14 protein-coding genes are annotated in these 17734 nt (G+C 60.7%); 8 read left to right on the forward strand and 6 right to left on the reverse strand.

Annotated elements, in window-relative coordinates:
* Positions 1–309 precede the first annotated feature (309 nt).
* Both tnpA and BO74_RS02200 read left to right on the forward strand, forming a co-directional pair.
* Positions 310–741 (forward strand): IS200/IS605 family transposase, encoded by a 432-nt coding sequence (tnpA, locus tag BO74_RS02195; protein ID WP_496439677.1) that lies wholly within the window; start codon positions 310–312, stop codon positions 739–741.
* A gap of 228 nt (positions 742–969) precedes the next feature.
* On the forward strand, positions 970–1476 hold the full coding sequence (locus tag BO74_RS02200) for a hypothetical protein (protein WP_496439678.1): 507 nt from the start codon (positions 970–972) through the stop codon (positions 1474–1476).
* A 133-nt stretch (positions 1477–1609) separates the two neighbouring features.
* Here the strand turns inward: BO74_RS02200 and BO74_RS02205 are convergent, their stop codons facing one another.
* The 3 genes from BO74_RS02205 to BO74_RS02215 form a co-directional block, all read right to left on the reverse strand.
* Entirely contained in the window at positions 1610–3937 is a 2328-nt protein-coding gene (locus BO74_RS02205) for a putative bifunctional diguanylate cyclase/phosphodiesterase (protein ID WP_496439679.1), read from the reverse strand.
* A gap of 118 nt (positions 3938–4055) precedes the next feature.
* Positions 4056–4244, reverse strand: a complete 189-nt coding sequence (locus BO74_RS02210; RefSeq protein ID WP_496439680.1) for a hypothetical protein — start codon at positions 4242–4244, stop codon at positions 4056–4058.
* A 252-nt stretch (positions 4245–4496) separates the two neighbouring features.
* Complete coding sequence (locus tag BO74_RS02215) at positions 4497–5327, reverse strand: HAD family hydrolase (RefSeq protein ID WP_496439681.1); 831 nt, start codon at positions 5325–5327, stop codon at positions 4497–4499.
* Between the two features lie 25 nt (positions 5328–5352).
* Here BO74_RS02215 and ppk1 point away from each other — a divergent pair, with 25 nt between their 5' ends.
* Positions 5353–7470, forward strand: coding sequence for a polyphosphate kinase 1 (gene ppk1 / locus BO74_RS02220; protein ID WP_496439682.1), 2118 nt, complete (start codon positions 5353–5355; stop codon positions 7468–7470).
* Here the strand turns inward: ppk1 and BO74_RS02225 are convergent.
* The gene (locus BO74_RS02225; protein WP_496439683.1) at positions 7460–10084 is read right to left on the reverse strand and encodes an ABC transporter substrate-binding protein; all 2625 of its coding nucleotides are present in this window, start codon (positions 10082–10084) and stop codon (positions 7460–7462) included. The genes ppk1 and BO74_RS02225 overlap by 11 nt on opposite strands.
* Positions 10085–10175: 91 nt before the next feature.
* Here BO74_RS02225 and BO74_RS02230 point away from each other — a divergent pair, with 91 nt between their 5' ends.
* Positions 10176–11066, forward strand: coding sequence for a fructosamine kinase family protein (locus BO74_RS02230; protein ID WP_496439684.1), 891 nt, complete (start codon positions 10176–10178; stop codon positions 11064–11066).
* A 10-nt stretch (positions 11067–11076) separates the two neighbouring features.
* On the opposite strand, the gene BO74_RS02235 is transcribed toward BO74_RS02230, so the two are convergent.
* The gene (locus tag BO74_RS02235; RefSeq protein ID WP_496439685.1) at positions 11077–11646 is read right to left on the reverse strand and encodes a flavin reductase family protein; all 570 of its coding nucleotides are present in this window, start codon (positions 11644–11646) and stop codon (positions 11077–11079) included.
* 85 nt (positions 11647–11731) lie between these two features.
* Between BO74_RS02235 and ppgK the strand changes: the two genes are divergently transcribed.
* Positions 11732–12484, forward strand: a complete 753-nt coding sequence (ppgK, locus tag BO74_RS02240) for a polyphosphate--glucose phosphotransferase (protein ID WP_496439686.1) — start codon at positions 11732–11734, stop codon at positions 12482–12484.
* A 108-nt stretch (positions 12485–12592) separates the two neighbouring features.
* Here the strand turns inward: ppgK and BO74_RS02245 are convergent, their stop codons facing one another.
* Positions 12593–14821, reverse strand: coding sequence for a RelA/SpoT family protein (locus tag BO74_RS02245; RefSeq protein WP_496439687.1), 2229 nt, complete (start codon positions 14819–14821; stop codon positions 12593–12595).
* A 112-nt stretch (positions 14822–14933) separates the two neighbouring features.
* Here BO74_RS02245 and BO74_RS02250 point away from each other — a divergent pair, with 112 nt between their 5' ends.
* The 3 genes from BO74_RS02250 (at position 14934) to BO74_RS02260 (ending at position 17725) form a co-directional block, all read left to right on the forward strand.
* A complete protein-coding gene (locus tag BO74_RS02250; RefSeq protein WP_496439688.1) occupies positions 14934–15827 on the forward strand; it encodes a DMT family transporter in 894 nt (297 codons plus the stop codon).
* Between the two features lie 5 nt (positions 15828–15832).
* Positions 15833–16624, forward strand: coding sequence for a M90 family metallopeptidase (locus tag BO74_RS02255; RefSeq protein WP_496439689.1), 792 nt, complete (start codon positions 15833–15835; stop codon positions 16622–16624).
* A 249-nt stretch (positions 16625–16873) separates the two neighbouring features.
* Positions 16874–17725: a S1C family serine protease gene (locus tag BO74_RS02260; RefSeq protein ID WP_496439690.1), complete on the forward strand. Its 852-nt coding sequence runs from the start codon at positions 16874–16876 to the stop codon at positions 17723–17725.
* The last annotated feature ends 9 nt before the right edge of the window (positions 17726–17734 follow it).

Raw genomic sequence — 17734 nt, forward strand, 5'->3', positions numbered from 1 at the left:
CCCGTTCGAGTCACGGTGAGTTTTGATGCATTTCTCACAGTTGTGGCGACAGGCATTCCCAGTTCTGCCGGCAAGTTATTTTCCAGGCAACGGATGGAGACGAAGATGGGCACCCAATCGCATACAACGAATCACGCCGCGTGCCAGGCGCCCTCATTCTGGCATACGCGAAGCGGGACAGGCGTGCTAACAACCAAAGGAGTTCCCCCGGCTTTGCCGGGGAGGCAGTAAAAGTTTGACGTATTCGGGGTTGTCCATCGAAGAAACTTCCCATCGTGAGCCGCCAAGCACATGAAAGGAAGAAACCGGATGGACAAGTTTGAAAGTTTGAGCCACACGGCGTGGGACTGCAAATATCACGTGATCTTCATCCCGAAGCGTCGGCGCAGGACGTTGTACGGAGAGTTGCGCAAGCCTCTCGGAGACGTGTTTCGCAAGCTTGCTGCCCAGCAGGAGAGCGAGATAGTGGAAGGGCATCTGATGCCTGACCATCTGCACATGATGATTGCGATCCCGCCGAAGTACGCGGTGTCGCAAGTGATTGGCTTCATCAAGGGCAAGAGCGCGATTCATTTGGCACGGGTGTATGGGGAGCGCAAACGCAATTTTGTCGGGCAGCATTTCTGGGCACGAGGGTACTTCGTATCGACAGTCGGTCGCGATGAGGCGGTGGTACGGGAGTACATCAAGAAGCAAGAACAAGAGGACGAGCGGTTGGACCAACTCGGCCTATGGAGATGAGCCGCCACCGAATCGGTGGCGCCAAGAATGCGGGGCCGCGTTAGCGACCCCGAACTGTCGCTTTGAGCGGCTCACATTTGAATGCCTCCGGCTCTGCCGGAAGATTGTTACCGTATCAATCCAGCCAAAAAAATGGCAAATTATCGGCCTGCAATTTTTTCGATTTTGGCTCTGTCGCTCCAATGAATCGAGCTCGACAAAAACAGGGCGGTTGAAGGAGGGGGGACTGTGGTTCATAATTACAACATGGATGACATGCAACCAATCGAAATGCGTCGTCGGATTCGTGAATTGCTCTCCATTCCGGATCGTGATCGGACTGACGCGGAATGGGACGAGTTGAACGAGCTCGAGATTCGTACGGCCCCTGGAAACCGCGACTATGATCGTTCGCAGGACCGGCAGGGGGAAAAACGCCCTGGTGGTGGTATGGGGCAGCAAGGACAGCAAGGGCGGCGGCCAGACCGCAACCCGAAACAAGGGAACAAAAACAACAATACGAATAATCAGCAGCGTCAGCCAATGCCGCAGGAGGGACGCCAGGACGGGCGTCAGGAAGGACGCTTGCTAAAGCGTCAGCATCGCAGGCCAAAACGTCAGGGCCAGGGAGCGCAGGGGCAATCGGAAAATGCCGGAAATGCAAGCAACCCGCCTGCTTCCAGCGGAGAGCATGTCGCGGATTCCGGACCTACTCCGCCAGCCACTTCCGGCGGCGACAATTCTGATAACAAATAGCTGAAGTCGCCCTACGGCGCCATCGGATAGCGGATATCCGCCTGGTTTTCGCGCGGCCGCGTATCCGCCGGCATCAGTGCGACTGGCGCACCGCAGACTGTGGAGATCTTCAGGAGGAGTCAGGCCTGGATCATCATTTTCTGCCTTCGGCGGGGATGTCAGGATGGAGCGTTCCGCGCACGAGGAGTTTGCCGGCCTCAGCCGGCGGACAGGCCGCCGAAAACAGGAACCCCTGCGCCTGATCGCATCGTGCCGCCTTGAGATGGGTAAGTTGCTCGGGCGTCTCAACGCCTTCGGCAATCGTTTCCAGGTGCAGATTGTGTGCGAGGGAAATGGTAGTGCTGACAATGGCCGCGTCAGTGAGATCGTTGCGGATTTTTTTCACGAATGAACGATCGATCTTCAGCAGCCGGGCCGGCAGGTTGCGCAGATGACTGAATCCCGAGTAGCCGACACCGAAATCGTCGATGGCGATGCTGATGCCGAGCGCGGCCAGTCCGTTCAATGTTTCCACGAAGCAGCCTTCCGTTTCGACCACGCCGGTCTCGGTAACTTCCATCTCGATCAGCGCTGGCGCGATGTCCCTCTCGACGAGAATCTTTTCGACGCGCCGGAAGAATCCTTGCGTACTGATCTGCTGCGGCGAAACGTTGACCGCGACAGGGACCACCGGCAACCCCGCATCGAGCCATTCGCGCTGCTGCCGGCACACTTCCCGCAGGACGTACTCGCCGAGTTCGATGATGGCGCCGCATTTTTCGGCGACGGCGATGAAATCTGCCGGCGAAACCCGGCCCATCTGCGCATGCTCCCAGCGCGCCAAGGCCTCCAGGCCAGTAATCCGGAAGTCGGCCAACGACACCTTCGGCTGGTAATGCACCCGGATATCGCCACGTTCAATGGCAACCGGCAACGCCGCCTCGATCTGGTTGCTCAATTCGTACCGCCGATTGAGTAACGGATCGGCAAACGCGTAGTTCGCCCGCCCCCGTTCCTTGGCGTGATACATCGCCACGTCGGCCTGGCGAATCAGCGCGTCGATTTCGTCGGCATCGTCGGGATAGAAGGCGATACCGATGCTTGACGTCACCCGCAATTCGGTGTCGGGAACAATTCCCGCGTACGGCTGGCTCAGCACATCGGTGAATTTCTCGGCGATCACCGACACATCATGATTGTTGCGCAGGTCGCCGATCAGGGCGACGAATTCGTCGCCACCGAACCGCGACACGACGTCGGTCTGCCGAACGCAACTGAGCAAGCGACTGGCTACCTCTGTCAGTAGTTGGTCGCCAGCCTTGTGGCCGAAGGTGTCGTTGATCGGCTTGAATCGGTCGAGATCGATAAACAGCAGCGCGAACCCGCCGTGCAGGCGCTTCGCGCGGCCGACATGGCGCCGGGCAAGGTCGGCGAAGAACATGCGGTTGGGAAGACCGGTAAGTTTGTCGTGGGTCGCCATGATGTAGGCTGCTTCCTTTTCCTTGCCGATCTGCTTGATCAAATGCTCGTTGTTCGCCAGGGCCTCCTTCAGGTTCCGGATCAGCTTGCGCCGCCGACCAGCCGCAGCGCCCCACAGCGCCGTCAGGACCAGCATCGTCAGTGTCAGCAGCAGGGCGGAGCCCGTGTAGGAGCTCTGCCGCGCGTGATTTTCCATGAGAACCTGATTGCGAGGACGGCTCACCACTACCGAAAGTTCGGTCATCGGCACTGTCCGGAAAGTGACGAGCAGGCCGTTGTCTTCCCTGAAGTCCGCTTCCTTTACCGACAGTATCCGCGTCGGGAGTCGAGGCGAAACGGGTTCGAGACGCCCCTCGCGCAACTGAAGCACCCCCCTTCCCTCCGCGGAAAACAGCGCAATCTCCCCGCCGTGGCCGAGAACGATGTTGCCGAAAAATTGCTGGAACACCCCCTTGTCGATCAAGACGGCAATAAACTCTCGCGGCGAATTCCGGGCCGAGGGCGCCCGATAGAACACTGGCAGGACCCAGCCCTGCGACTTTTCGTCGACAGGCGCTTCACCGACGGCGATCCGCTCGGAAAAATCGCCTTTGACGCTTACCGCGAACCCCATCGCAGCCTGACGTAACCACGGCTCGGGCAATTTTCCGATCGACATCAGCAAACGCCCGTCCGCATCGAACTGCATCAGGCGCAGGAAAGCCCCATTGCTGCCCAGCGCCGCGTTAACCACGGCTCGCGCCGTCTCCGGCTGCGGGCAGGTTGCCAGGATCCTGTTGAACAACCGGATCCACTCGACCAGCTGCTCCGTATGATTGACCACCGTCTGGGCGACGTTCGCCTGGATCAGCTCTGCGGCACGCACGGCCCGCACATCGTCGTCGCCGGTACGGCGGATGACGACTACCCAGAACGCGACCAGCAGCGCAACGATCAGCACCGGCGGCCACCAGTCGGTATATCTGAAAAGCGTTCCGCGATTGGCGGCGTAATCTGTGGTCATCGGACGGTACTGGAGAAAAACATGGCACGAGAGGCGCTGAACGGGGCACAAATCACCGCCCAGATTGCCCGCCGAAAGTTACATTTTCATTGCACAACCGTGTCAACGGAACCCTCGGCTAGTGCACCGTTGTCCCGGCCTCCAGTTCCCACAGCAGAATCCGTTCGCAGGCGGTGTTCAGGTGTTTTGGCATGCTCACCATCTCGGTATCGGCGCCAAGACAGATGGCATGGATTTCACGCGCTTCCGCCTCGCTGATGACCCGCTCCTTGACGGCCTGCTTCATCCATCGGGGAAGTTCCATCATCGCCGGATTCCTCGCATGATTTCGGTCATTTCGTCAGAGGTCATCGGGCAGCCAGGGAATAACCCACTCGCCAAAGAAGTATTCGCCGTACGGTGTCCCGAAGACGCCTTCCATCAGCCGTGCCGCCATTTCCTGAATGATCCGGGCCATGATTCTGACTCCTCTCGTTGCGATTGCCGGTTACCGTGACCTTACGCGCACCACGTTAAGGAAATGTTGCACGCGCTTTCACCTTTGCACCCGCCCGATGTATCAGGCAAGCAACCCCAAGGCATGGAGCAGGCGGTCGGAAAACTCCGACGGCGAGCTCGAAATCACCTCGCGCGGCACACCGAAACTCTGCATCAGCCGCTCCCTGTCCTCGAAGCCGTAAGCGACGATGAACGGGTACACGCCGGCGCCGATCGCCGCCAGGTAGTCGCCGTATTCATCGCCACAGGCATAGGCCCGCGCAGGATTGATGGCGTAAAGTTCGCGCGCCCGTTTCATCTCGCCGGTTTTCTCTTCCCCCAGCGGCAGACAGGCGAAGTAATCGAACCGGCCGAGATCGATGTCGTGGCGTGCGAACAAGTGTTTCAGCGTCATTTCCGGCTCGACGGTGATGTTGCGGGTCACCAGCGCGACGCGGACTTCGGGGCAGGCAAGCAGCCTGTGCAACAACGATTTGATGCCCGGATACAGCATCGCCTCGTTCCGGTAGAAATCCGTCAGTGTCGCCAGAAGCTGCTTGCGCCGTTGCTTGCCGAACTGCCGACGCAGGTTGTTCGGGAATTCGCGCAGACCGCCAAGATATTTCAGGAGTTTGCGCCGCTTCTGAAAACGCTCGAGATCACCGATGGCCATACCGTGCGAAAGAAACGTCTGCTCGATGGCGTGAAACGCGTCGATAAGCGTGCCGTCGGCATCGAAGATGACCAGTCGTTCGGAACCGGAGTACATGACCATCGAGATAGCGTAAGCGAATCGTGTGACAAACGGATTACCACGCAACTCGTCTGCCGCCTCGCCGCTTCGCATTTCGCACGTGGAGCCCTGCTCCGGCGACAAACAAAAACGCGCGTAATGGCGGATAATCGGGAGCATTCGCCATTCCTGATCCGATACCCCCATGAGCACACGAAAAACGGTTGCAAGATCCAACCAGCCGCCAGACACCACCCCGTATCCGGTCAGGAATTTCCTGAACCGGGAACTAGGAATCCTGGCGTTCAATCACCGGGTTCTCGCCCAAGCGAAAAATCCTGCGACACCGTTGCTCGAGCGTCTTCGCTTTCTCTGCATTTTCAGCAGCAACCTGGACGAATTCTTCGAGATTCGCGTCGCCGGGTTGAAGGAGCAGGTCAAGCTGAATTCCGTGGCAAGAACACCGGACGGGCTGTCGGCCGCGGCGGCGTTGCAGCAAATCAGCGAATGCGCCCACGCCTTGGTCGAAGAACAGTACCGCCTGTTCAATCAGGAGATCCTGCCGAAACTGGCCGCGGAGGGCATCGTCTTCCTGCGCCGCAGCGAATGGAGCGAGGAACAACTGCAGTGGATCAAGGGCTATTTCCTCCGGGAAGTCATGCCGGTCCTGACGCCGATCGGACTCGATCCGTCACACCCCTTCCCCCGCTTGCTCAACAAAAGTCTCAACTTCGCCGTCGAACTCGAAGGAAAAGACGCCTTCGGACGCAGTTCCGGCACGGCGATCGTGCAGGCGCCAAGGGTTCTTCCACGGGTGATCCGTCTGCCCCGTGAATTGGGCGCCAGCGAATACTGTTTCGTATTCCTGTCTTCGGTCCTGCACGAATTCGTCGGCGAGCTTTTCTCCGGCATGAACGTGCTCGGCTGTTACCAGTTCCGGGTCACGCGCAACAGCGACCTGTTCGTCGACGAGGAAGAAGTCAAGAACCTGCGCGCGAGTATTCAGGGGGAACTCCCGCAGCGGCATTTCGGCGATGCGGTGCGTCTGGAGGTGACCGACAATTGCTCGTCGAACATGACGCAGTTCCTGCTCGAACAGTTCGGTCTGGGAACGAACGACCTCTACTGCGTCGCAGGCCCGGCCAATCTGGTGCGCCTGATACAGATTCTCGATCTGGTGCAGCGCCCCGATCTGAAATTCAAACCGTTCCAGGTCGGTTCGCCTAAATCGCTGAAGAAGAACCGCTCGATTTTCGAGTCCATCCGCGCCGGCGACATCCTGCTGCATCACCCGTACCAGAGCTTCACACCGGTCATCGAGCTGATCGACCAGGCGGCGACAGACCCGAATGTGGTGGCCATCAAGATGACGGTCTATCGTACCGGCACGGATTCCGTCCTGATGCAATCGCTGTTGCGGGCGGCGCTGAACGGCAAGGAAGTCACCGTCGTGGTCGAACTGATGGCGCGCTTCGACGAGGAAGCGAACATCGGCTGGGCCACCAAACTCGAGCAGGTTGGCGCGCACGTCGTTTATGGTGTGGTCGGCTACAAGACGCACAGCAAGATGCTGATGATCGTGCGCCGCGACGAGAATCGTTCGGGCAGTGCCCTGCGCCGCTACGTGCACCTGGGCACCGGCAACTATCACCCACGCACCGCTCGCCTCTACACTGATTTTGGCTTGCTGACCTGCAACGAAGAAATCGGCGAGGACGTCAATGAGGTTTTCAAGCAGCTGACAGGCCTGGGCCTGGCCAAGTCGCTCAAGCACCTGTGGCAGGCGCCGTTCACGCTGCACGCCAATACCCTTGAGGCCATCCGCGCGGAAGCCGAGGCGGCTCGCGCCGGCAAGCGTGCGCGCATCATCGCCAAGATGAACTCGCTGCTTGAACCGGCGATCATCGATGCGCTCTACGAGGCATCCCAGGCCGGCGTCAGGATCGACCTGATCGTGCGCGGCGTCTGCGCCCTGCGCCCCGGCATCAAGGGCCTTTCCGACAAGATCCGCGTGCGCTCGATCGTCGGGCGCTTTCTCGAACACCACCGGGTGTTCTATTTCTATGCCGGCGGGGCCGAACAGGTCCTGCTTTCCAGCGCTGACTGGATGGAACGCAACTTCTTCCGGCGCATCGAGGTCGCGTTCCCGATCCTCGACAAGAAGCTCAAGCGCCGCGTCATCGTCGAGGGGCTGCAGGTCTATCTCACCGACAACCAGAATTCATGGGACATGGACGCCAACGGGGGCTATCACCCGCGACGTGCGCTGCGCGCCAAACCGCGTTGTGCCCAGGAAGAACTGATCGCCCTGCTCAAGCCTTGAGCTGCCCCCGGTCGGGGTGCTGCGACGACTGCAGGCGGATGCCGTTGCGCCCCGACTCCTTGGCGTGGTACATCGCCTCGTCGGCCCACTTGATGATGTCATCCATCGAGGCTTCGTGGTTGTAGAACAGCACTACGCCGATGCTGGCGGTGCAGCGATGCGTAACCACCTTTTCGGGTTCTCCGTCTCGCTTGATCCGTAGCGTGAACGGCTCGGAGAGGATACAGCGAATCTTCTCCGCCACGCCCCGCGCCTGAATCTCCGACGCGGCGCGGTTCTCGTCGAGTTCGCCAAGCATGACCACGAATTCGTCGCCGCCAAAGCGCGCAACCGTATCCGTCTCGCGAACGCAACTGGTTATTCGTTCCGCCACCTGGACAAGAAGCAGGTCGCCGACAAAATGGCCGTGCGCGTCGTTGAGCGGCTTGAAATTATCCAGATCGAGGAACATCAGCGCGCCATAGCATCCACTGCGGCGGCTGTTGGCCATCGCCAGCCGCAAACGATCGACGAGCATGCGCCGGTTGGGCAGATGGGTCAGTGCATCGAAGTACGCCAGGTTGCGGATCTTCTCTTCCGCCTGGTAATGATCGATGACCAACGCAGCGAGGTTGGCACAATTCTCCAGCAGCTGGATATCGTCTTCGCCAGGCCGTGCCGCCACCCGCTGGTAGATGGCGAAAACGCCGAGCACGCGTTTCTCATGCCCCTTGATCGGTTGTGACCAGCACGACTGAAACCCGGCGGATGCGGCATGCCGGCAGTAGGCGGCGGAGCACTCGCTACCCGCTCGAAAGTCTTCAACGATCACCCGCCTGCCGCTCGCTGCTGCTTGGCCACTCGAACACTTTTCGTCGTTGGCCAGCATACCGTCGATCTCCCGGACGAACTGCCCGGGCAGGCTCGGTGCCGCCACGTGGCGCAGGCGCCTGGAGGGCGTATCGAACAACAGGATCGAACAAAGCATGCCCGGGTTGAGCACCTCAGCCTGGGAGGCCAGGGAATTGAGTACCTCGTTCAGGGCAACTTCCCGATGGATCTGGCGCAGGATACTGTTGTGCATTTCCAGTTCCCGCGAGCGACGGATCAAAGCCAACTCGGCCATTTTGCGGTCAGTGATATCCTGCATCGCGCCGATCAGCTTGACGACTTTTCCGTCACGAAAAACCGCCTCTCCACGGCAATAGATCCATGTTTTCTTCCCCGAAGGCATGGTCAACAGAGACTCATGCTCCCACGATTCGCCACTGCGCTTCGCCCGCTCATTCTCTGCAGCCCTCTGCGGCCGCTCCTCCGGGGGGTAGTAAGTCATGGTCTCATCGAAAGGAATCTCGACTCCGGCAGGCAGTTCACGGATACGTGCCGCCTCCTCCGAGAGGATCGTCGTATTGTTCACCACATTTCGTTCAAAACCGCCGACCTTGGCCAGTCTGCCGGTACGCTTGAGAAGGTCATTGGCGTTGAGCAACTGCGCCTCGATGCTCCGCCGTTTGGATATCTCCCGGCGCAAACGTCGCAGTGTATTGAACATGAAGCCCACACCGACGAGGATCAGGATGATGACCGACCCCATCCCCCACAAGGTCTGATGCAGGCGCGTTCGCCAGCCATGAGAATCGGGGTCGTAGAGAAAGCCTTCCAGCGAGGTTCCGTGATTGATCATTCCGGCCGACACCAGCGCATCGACCATGCCATGCCAGCGCCCGGGATTCATATGTCCGATCTCGACGAGGTCGGGAAGAATCAACGACCGGGACGCGACCGCTTCGAACCTGAGATGTTCTCGCGTTTTCGAGACAGCGTATTTTTTCAGCAGGAGGTCGATAATTTCGTCCGGGTGATCCATCGCGTAACGCCACCCACGCAAGGTCGCCTCGCGCAGCGCCTTCACGCGACCGGGGTGCTTGCGGATCTCATTTTCTGTTGTAAACAGAACGTCCCCGTAGTAGTCGATCCCGTAATGACTGGGATTGATCACCACGTATTCCACGCCAAGCTGTTTGAGCAAGTACGGCTCGTTGGTCAGGTACGAATTGAACGCATCGACCCGGCCAGAAACCAGATCCATGACGTCGTAGCTCGACGGAATGACGTCGATCTTTTCCGGGCTGATTCCTTCGCGCTGGAACATCGCGAGAAAATCCGTATCTTGCTTGCCCCCCATGAACATGACTTTCCTGCCGACGAGATCGTGCGGCGTACGCACGCCGGAATCGGCGCGCGCCAGCAGCACCGATGGGGAATGCTGGAAAATGACCGCCAGCGCTACAAGCGGATGACCCTGCAGACGGGCGAACAACAACTCGCTGTTGGCCGTGCCGTACGTGGCACGCCCCGCCAGGACCTCGTCGACCGGCGCCTTGCCCGGCGCGCCTTCGTGCAGGCGGACATCAATCCCGGCCTCACGGTAGAACCCCTTCTCCACCGCAGCGTAGTACCCGGCAAACTGGAACTGGTGTTTCCAACGCAGTTGCAAATCGACGACATCGAGCGACTGCCCTCCCCTATTTTCCTGCGCACAGGCAGGCAGGGCACAGAACAAGGCAAGCAGGGACACACGGAAGAACCGTAGTCCCTGATACGAAGCACGCCCCAGTGCGCTGAGATAATCCATTCCTGGCTTCACCTTGCCGTATGGTGGGCAATGGCCACATCCCTTGCAGTTACTATGGCCTGCGAAATCCGACAAATCAACAGGTAAGACAATGCACAAGGAACTGATCGCAGTACTGAACGAGGCGATAGATCGATTCACCGGGCGTCGTTGCGCGATCCGTGGACTTGAAGAAGCAGGAGGCGGATCGATTTCGCACGCCTTCGTAGTAGAAACAGATCGCGGCAAATGGTTCGTCAAGCAGAACAGGAGCGAGTCGCTCGAGATGTTCCTCGCCGAAGCCGACGGACTGCAGGCGTTGTCCCGGTGCCCTGAATTGCGGGTGCCGCAGGTGATTGGCACCGGCGCTATCGGCGCTGACGCCTTCATCGTTCTCGAGCATGTCGAACTGCATCCGCTGCGCAGCGCGGACGGCAAGGCCTGCGGACGCGCGCTGGCGGCATTGCACCGGATCAACGGCGCCCGGTTTGGCTGGCATCGCGCCAACTACATCGGCAGCACGCCGCAGACGAACCGGTTGCACTCGACGTGGTCCGAATTTTTCACCAGTGAACGTCTGCGCCCCCAGTTCGCTCTCGCCGAGCGCCACGGATACGGCCGCGAGTTGATCGACAACGGGACGGAACTGGCTGAAAGATTGCCGGCCATCTTCTCGGGATACCAGCCGCAGCCCAGCCTGCTGCACGGTGACCTCTGGACAGGCAATGCCGCGTGCGACACCGACAGACGCCTCGTGCTTTTCGATCCTGCGGTGTACTACGGCGACCGGGAAGCCGATCTGGCGATGACCGAACTGTTCGGCGGCTTTCCTGCCAGCTTCTACGACGCCTACCGCGAGGCCTGGCCGCTGGCGAACGGCTACGCGCAACGCCGGACGCTCTACAACCTCTACCACGTACTCAACCACCTCAACCTGTTCGGCGGCAGTTACCTGCGGCAAGCGAAAGCCATGACCGGCGCGCTACTGGCCGAACTAAGCTGAACTCGGTCGGCTAGGCGTCAGCGCATTCGAACGCCCGACCGGTCTCAAAGAACGCGCCGCCAGCCTGGTAGTGAATCGTCCGACGGGCCGCATCGGGGAAATGCCAGCGCCCGGCGGAAAACACGGCCGGATCGGCCCAGGCAGCAACGACTTCGGCGATGAACAGGTCGTAACGTTTGTGGTTGTGTGCCTCGGGGATGACTTTGCACTCCAGCCATGCCGCGCAATCCCGCACCAGCGGCGCGCCGATGCGACTGGCCGGAAACGCCGCCAAACCGGCGTGCGCGAACTTGTCGCCGTCCCGTCCCGACATGCTTCCTGCTGCCAGAACCTTGTCGGCGATCCGCTTGAACGGCAGGTTCAAGGCGAACTCGCCGGACGCCTCGATCAGTTCCCTCGTGAAACTGCGGGCATCGACAACCGCCAGAACCTTCGGCGGATCGAAATCGAGCGGCATTACCCATGAAGCCGCCATCACGTTACGTCGGCCATGGAACGCGCTACTCACCAGCACGACGGGGCCGTGGTTGAGCAGCAGATAACTCTTGGCGAGATCGACAGGCTGGAATTTCTCCTGCATTCCTTTTTCTCCCGGAGGTCTTTCTATCATTGGCAAAGCATACAGGATAGGATTTGCCCTGTTGAAGACGTGAAGGAGAGAAAACGTGCAAATTTTGGGCATCGACGTTGGCGGCACCGGAATCAAGGCGGGCCTTGTCGAAACGACAACCGGCGAACTTGTTGGCGAACGCGTGCGCATCGAAACGCCCCGTCCGGCGACGCCAGACGCAGTAGGAAAAACACTGCGGGATTTGGTTCAGCAGATGAACTGGTCCGGTCCCATCGGCATGGGATTTCCGGCGGCCATCCAGCACGGGGTTGCCCGTACGGCGGCGAACATCGACAAGTCATTCATCGGCCTACAGATCGCCGAGTTCTTTTCCAAGCAGACGGGCTGCCCGATCCATGTCGCCAACGATGCCGACGTCGCCGGCATGGCCGAGATCCGTTTCGGCGCCGGTCGCGAAACGCCGGGCGTCGTCCTGATCATCACCATTGGCACAGGGCTCGGCACCGCGCTGTTCGCCGACGGCCATCTGATGCCGAATACCGAACTGGGCCACATCCTGCTCGACAACGGATTCGAGGCGGAACGTTACGCCTCGGAAGCGGTGCGTGTGACCAAGAAACTGAAATGGAAGGAGTGGGGAAAGCGTTTCGACCACTACCTCGTGACGATGGAAAACCTGCTCTGGCCCGACCTCATCGTACTGGGCGGCGGCGTCAGCAAGAAGCTCGACAAGTTTTCCCCGCAATTCACCGTCCGCGCACCGGTCGTCGCCGCCAGCTTCCTCAACCAGGCCGGCATCGTCGGCGCGGCGCTGTTTGCGGAATCCCAGCTACGTCAGGACGGCTGAAGATGTCATTCCGTTTATAAATCGCCGGAGACGCGAAGACGAGCCGCAGACAGTGCGGCAGCACGGCAAGGCGATGTCGACAAAGTGTCCGGTGATTTAGAAATGGAATCAGGCGCGCCGCGCGCCGACGACGCCCTGTACTTCATGCAGCGCAGCGAGGGTCTTCTTCAACTGGGCGAGGTTTTTCACCTCGCCGGTGAAACGCATGTTTGCCGTTCCCTGCTTGGATTGCGTGCTGACGGCCGTGACGTTGATCTTCTCGCGGGTCAGAACTTCGGACACATCGCGCAACAGCCCCTGCCGGTCGTTGGCATCGACCACGATATCGACGGCGAAGACGCCCTCTGTCTCGGTGCCCCAGGCCGTCTCGATGACACGCTCCGGCTGCATCGCTTCCATGTTGGCGAAGTTCGGGCAGTCGGCGCGATGGATCGAGACCCCCTTGCCACGCGTGACGAAGCCAACGATCGGATCGGGCGGTGCCGGCTTGCAGCATCCTGCGAGTTGCGTCAGCAACTTGTCGACCCCAACGATCAGGATGCCCTTCTCGCTGTCGTCACTCGACTTGCGTTTGCGCACCGGCGGCTCGGCGACGAGTTTGTCGTCCTCCGCGTGTGCGTCCGGCCCGCGCACGGCCATCTGCAGCTGACGTGTATTCAGTTCGGCTCGGGCCATGGCAATGAACATGTCGTCGCTCTTGGCGAATCCCAGGCGTGAAGCCAGTTCGTCGAGCTTGAAACCCGACTCGCCCATGCGCTGGAGTTCGCGGGTCACGATCGCGCGGCCGTCGGCCACCGACTGTTCCAGCGCCATGCTGGAGAACCACTGACGTACCTTGGCACGGGAGCGGTGGGTGAACAGGTAACCGAGCGACGCATTGAGCCAGTCGCGCGACGGCCCCCCCTGTTTCGCGGCGATGATTTCGACCCGCTGCCCGGTTTCCAGCGGCGTATTCAGCGTCACCAGCGCCCCGTCGATTTTGGCACCACGGCAGCGATGGCCGAGATCGGTATGCACGCGGTAAGCAAAATCGACCGCCGTAGCGCCGCGCGGCAGGTCGACCACCCGGCCCTGCGGCGTCATCACGTAGATCGTCTCGTCGAGTGCCGCTTCCTTGTAATTCTTGACCCAGTCGGAGGAATCAGAGACTTCGTCCTTCCAGATCATGAACTGGCGCAGCCAGGCGATCTTTTCCTCGTAGGAACTGTCGGCGGCGCCCTTGCCGCCCTCCTTGTAACGCCAGTGCGCCGCCACGCCGAGTTCGGCGTGCTTGTGCATCTCGCGCGTGCGGATCTGTACTTCCAGCGAACGCCCGTCCGGGCAACTCACCGCCGTATGCAGCGAACGGTAGTTGTTGCCCTTGGGGTTGGAGATGTAATCGTCGAATTCCTTGGGAATCGGCGACCACATGTTGTGCACGATGCCGAGCGCCGTATAGCAATCCTTGATCTCATCGACGATGACGCGCAAGGCGCGGACGTCGTAGACCTCGGAAAATTCGACGCTCTTCTTGCGCATCTTGTTCCAGATGCTGTAGATGTGCTTCGGACGCCCGTAGACCTCGGCGTTCTTGATCCCCACCGCCGCCAGTTCGCCCTTCAGGCGCTCGACGGCGTTGGCGATGAACTGCTCGCGCTCGGCGCGCTTTTCATCGAGCTGTTTGGCGATCTTCTTGTAGATGTCCGGATGCAGGAAGCGGAACGACAGGTCTTCCAGCTCCCACTTCAACTCCCAGACGCCGAGACGGTTGGCCAGCGGCGAATAGAGCTCCAGCGTCTCGCGTGCCACCTGGATGCGCAGGTCGTCCGGCTGGTCGACATAATGGCGCAGGGTCTGGGTCCGCGATGCCAGGCGCAGCAGAACGACCCGGATATCCTCGACGACGGCGAGGAACATCTTGCGCAGGATCTCGATCTGCGCCTTCATTTCCGTCAGATTCTGCTCGGCGCTTTCCGCGGAATGCGCGACGAATCCGCGGGTGATCGGACGCATCTTGTTCAGGCGAGAGATCCCGTTGACCAGTTCCGCGGCAGCGCGGCCGAAATCCTTTTCGATGCGCTCCAGGCCGTGCTCATCATAGGTCGGCACGGCAAACAGCAACGCCGCAAGGCGACAATCGACATCAAGACGCAACCCGACAAGGATCAGCGCCATGCCCTGCGCGTGATGCCAGATACCCTCGCCGCTGCCCAGCGTGCGATCGCCATAGACCGACCGGGCGAACTCGACCGCACGCGCGATGCGCGCCGATTCGTCCGCGGAAAGGCCTGCACACAAGGTCTGCAGGGTATGCTCGATGCCACTCTGCGCGGCGACGGAATGAACGACGGAAACCATGGCGCGATTATAAACCCCGGGAGACCGACTCATCGGTGGAGAAAAAGCCGCAGCGGCGAGCCAAAGCTCCGCCAGTCGCGCATAATTGCCGCTTTTTCTGAAGTCACCCGCCATGTTTTCGCGCTTTCATCATCCCTATCTGCTCCTGATCCTCACCACGCTGTTCTGGTCGGGCAACATGGTCGTCGGGCGTGCCGTGCGTGGCGAGGTGCCGCCGTTCTCGCTGGCGTTCTGGCGCTGGACCATCGCCTTCCTGCTTACCCTCCCCTTGGCTTTGCCGCACCTGCGCGCGCAATGGCCGATCCTCCGGCAGAACTGGCGCGCGGTGGTGATCCTCGGCCTGCTCGGTGTCGGCGGCTACAACACGCTGGCCTACATCGCCCTGCAATTCACCGGCGCGACCAACGCGTCGCTGCTCAACTCGTTCATCCCGGTCGCCACCATCGCGCTTTCCTGGCTCTTCCTGCATAAGCGGCTGCGCGGCGTCGAGTGGCTCGGTGTCGCCATTTCGCTGATCGGTGTAACGACCATCGTCGCGCGGGGCGAGCTCGCCACCCTGGCCGCCCTCACCTTCAACATCGGCGATCTGTGGATGCTCGGCGCCGTCGCCGTCTGGGCCCTCTACACCACGGGTCTGCAATGGCGGCCGGCCGGCGTTCACCCCATGCTGATGCTCGCCGCCTTCACCGCCGTCGGCCTGATTGCCCTGGCGCCAGCCTACGCCTGGGAAATCGCTCAAGGGCGGACGATCCATCTGTCCGGCACATCCATGGCGGCGATCATCTACACCGGCACCCTGCCCAGCTTCGTCGGCTACATCTTCTACAACCGGGCCGTCGGCGAAGTCGGCGCCAGCAAGGCCAGCCTGTTCATCCACCTGATGCCGGTCTTCGGTACGCTGCTCTCGGCACTTTTCCTCGGCGAGCAGCCGCAGCCGTTTCACTTGGTCGGCATCGGCCTGATTTTCCTCGGCATCTACCTGACCACGGCCAGGCGTCCGGGCTGAACAGCATGGTCTTTGACCGACTGATCGACTGGTGGCGAGGACGCGAGAAGTCCGGCTCCATCCCTGACGAACTGTGGCGGGAAACGCTCGACCGCCTGCCTTTTCTCTCGCGGTTGTCACACGAGGAACACACCCGCCTGCGGGCACTCGCCGAAACCTTCCTCTCTGAAAAGGAATTCACCGCCGTTGGCGGCCTGCAACTGACCGACGCCATGTGCGTATCGATCGCTGTGCAAGGCTGCCTGCCGATCCTCAATCTCGGCCTCGATCATTACCGGGACTGGGTCGGCATCGTCGTCTATCCAGACGAGTTCGTCATCCCGCGGACCGTCGAGGACGAATTCGGCATCATCCACGAGTACGACGACGTCGCCTCCGGCGAGGCTTGGGAAGGCGGCCCGCTGATCATTTCCTGGCACGACGTGCAGATGGCCGGTGAGGGTTACAACGTGGTGATTCACGAGTTCGCCCACAAGCTGGACATGCGCAACGGAGAGGCCGACGGCATTCCACCGTTGCCCGCCGAGTTGCCCCGTCCGGAATGGGAAAGAACGCTCGTGGCCGCTTACGAGGATTTCTGCGCCAAGGTCGACGTCCTCGACGCCGCGCCGGCACCGCTTGCCGACGAGATCGCCGATTCACTCCCTCTCGACCCCTACGCTGCCGAAAACCCCGCCGAGTTCTTCGCCGTGGCGAGCGAAAGCTTCTTCGAAACGCCGGACCTGCTAAAGCACGCCTACCCCGCACTGTATCGGCTGTTTGCACTCTATTACCGACAGGATCCGCTGGTCCGTTAGGCGGGACTATCGCAATCTCGTCCTGCGCATGAACTTGCCAGGCCGTTTGTTGATCAAAGCACGGTAAAACATCGAGGGCCGTTTTCTCCGCCCCCGATATCCTTCATGTGGTGCGTTTCCCGGTGCGAGGAACGTATGCGGCGAACCACGTTGTACAGTAGCGGGCACAAGCAACCTCGAGTTGCCGATTGGGAGACTCCCGAGTCCATCTCGCCCGCACCAGCCCCTGCCAACCGCCCCTCACGCTGGATGAGGGACACATTTCAAGCACACCGCACACTGTTCGTCGCGCTCGCCACCGTTTTGGGGCTCATAACCGGCGTTGCGCTCGACCGCCATTTCGTCGAGCCGCAACGAGTCGTCACGCAAGACGACATCGACCGCGCCGTCCGGGCCAGCGTGGAGAAAAAGCCGTTGCCTTCGCAGGCCGCCAAAGCCTACGAAACCATCCGTCCGTCGATCGTTCGCGTCGACGGCTTCGACCATCCGGAAGGCGTCGGCAATCTCCCTGCACCATTGGTCCCGGACAACAAGAAACAGGAAGACAAAAAAGAATCCAGCGAACGGCAATCGGTCGGCACCGGCGTAGTAATTACCGAACAGGGCAGCATCCTGACCAACCTGCATGTGGTCGTCGGAACCAGTCACGTTCGCGTCGTGTTCGCCGACGGAACCGAATCGGAGGCGGTGATCACCGGTATCGATCCGGACAACGACCTTGCCGTAATCCAGGCCAGAAAGCTCCCCGACGACCTGCAGCCGGCGACACTGATCACCACTGGGGATTTGCGTCCGGGCGACGAGGTGCTGGCCGTCGGCTTCCCGTTCGGGTTCGGCCCCTCGGCATCGACCGGCGTGGTCTCCGGCCTCAAACGGGAATTCGTCTCCTCGGACGGCAAGCGCGTGCTGTCCAACCTGATCCAGTTTGACGCCGCGACCAACCCCGGCAATTCCGGCGGGCCGCTGGTGAACATGGAGGGCGAGGTGCTCGGCATCGTCACGGCCATTCTCAACCCCTTGCAGCAGCGTTTTTTCATCGGACTGGCGTTCGCCGTGCCAATAGAAAATGCCGCCGCGGCGGTCGGTGTACCGCCGTTCTGATTCGCGCCA

The organism is Propionivibrio pelophilus DSM 12018 (genome assembly GCF_059569095.1).

What these genes read in the sequence shown, in the direction of transcription:
- tnpA (WP_496439677.1), top strand. Translation starts at nt 310, where the DNA reads ATGGACAAGTTTGAAAGTTTGAGCCACACGGCGTGGGACTGCAAATAT.
- BO74_RS02205 (WP_496439679.1), bottom strand. Translation starts at nt 3,937, where the DNA reads ATGACCACAGATTACGCCGCCAATCGCGGAACGCTTTTCAGATATACC.
- BO74_RS02210 (WP_496439680.1), bottom strand. Translation starts at nt 4,244, where the DNA reads ATGATGGAACTTCCCCGATGGATGAAGCAGGCCGTCAAGGAGCGGGTC.
- BO74_RS02215 (WP_496439681.1), bottom strand. Translation starts at nt 5,327, where the DNA reads ATGCTCCCGATTATCCGCCATTACGCGCGTTTTTGTTTGTCGCCGGAG.
- ppk1 (WP_496439682.1), top strand. Translation starts at nt 5,353, where the DNA reads ATGAGCACACGAAAAACGGTTGCAAGATCCAACCAGCCGCCAGACACC.
- BO74_RS02225 (WP_496439683.1), bottom strand. Translation starts at nt 10,084, where the DNA reads ATGGATTATCTCAGCGCACTGGGGCGTGCTTCGTATCAGGGACTACGG.
- BO74_RS02230 (WP_496439684.1), top strand. Translation starts at nt 10,176, where the DNA reads ATGCACAAGGAACTGATCGCAGTACTGAACGAGGCGATAGATCGATTC.
- BO74_RS02235 (WP_496439685.1), bottom strand. Translation starts at nt 11,646, where the DNA reads ATGCAGGAGAAATTCCAGCCTGTCGATCTCGCCAAGAGTTATCTGCTG.
- BO74_RS02245 (WP_496439687.1), bottom strand. Translation starts at nt 14,821, where the DNA reads ATGGTTTCCGTCGTTCATTCCGTCGCCGCGCAGAGTGGCATCGAGCAT.
- BO74_RS02250 (WP_496439688.1), top strand. Translation starts at nt 14,934, where the DNA reads ATGTTTTCGCGCTTTCATCATCCCTATCTGCTCCTGATCCTCACCACG.
- BO74_RS02255 (WP_496439689.1), top strand. Translation starts at nt 15,833, where the DNA reads ATGGTCTTTGACCGACTGATCGACTGGTGGCGAGGACGCGAGAAGTCC.
- BO74_RS02260 (WP_496439690.1), top strand. Translation starts at nt 16,874, where the DNA reads ATGAGGGACACATTTCAAGCACACCGCACACTGTTCGTCGCGCTCGCC.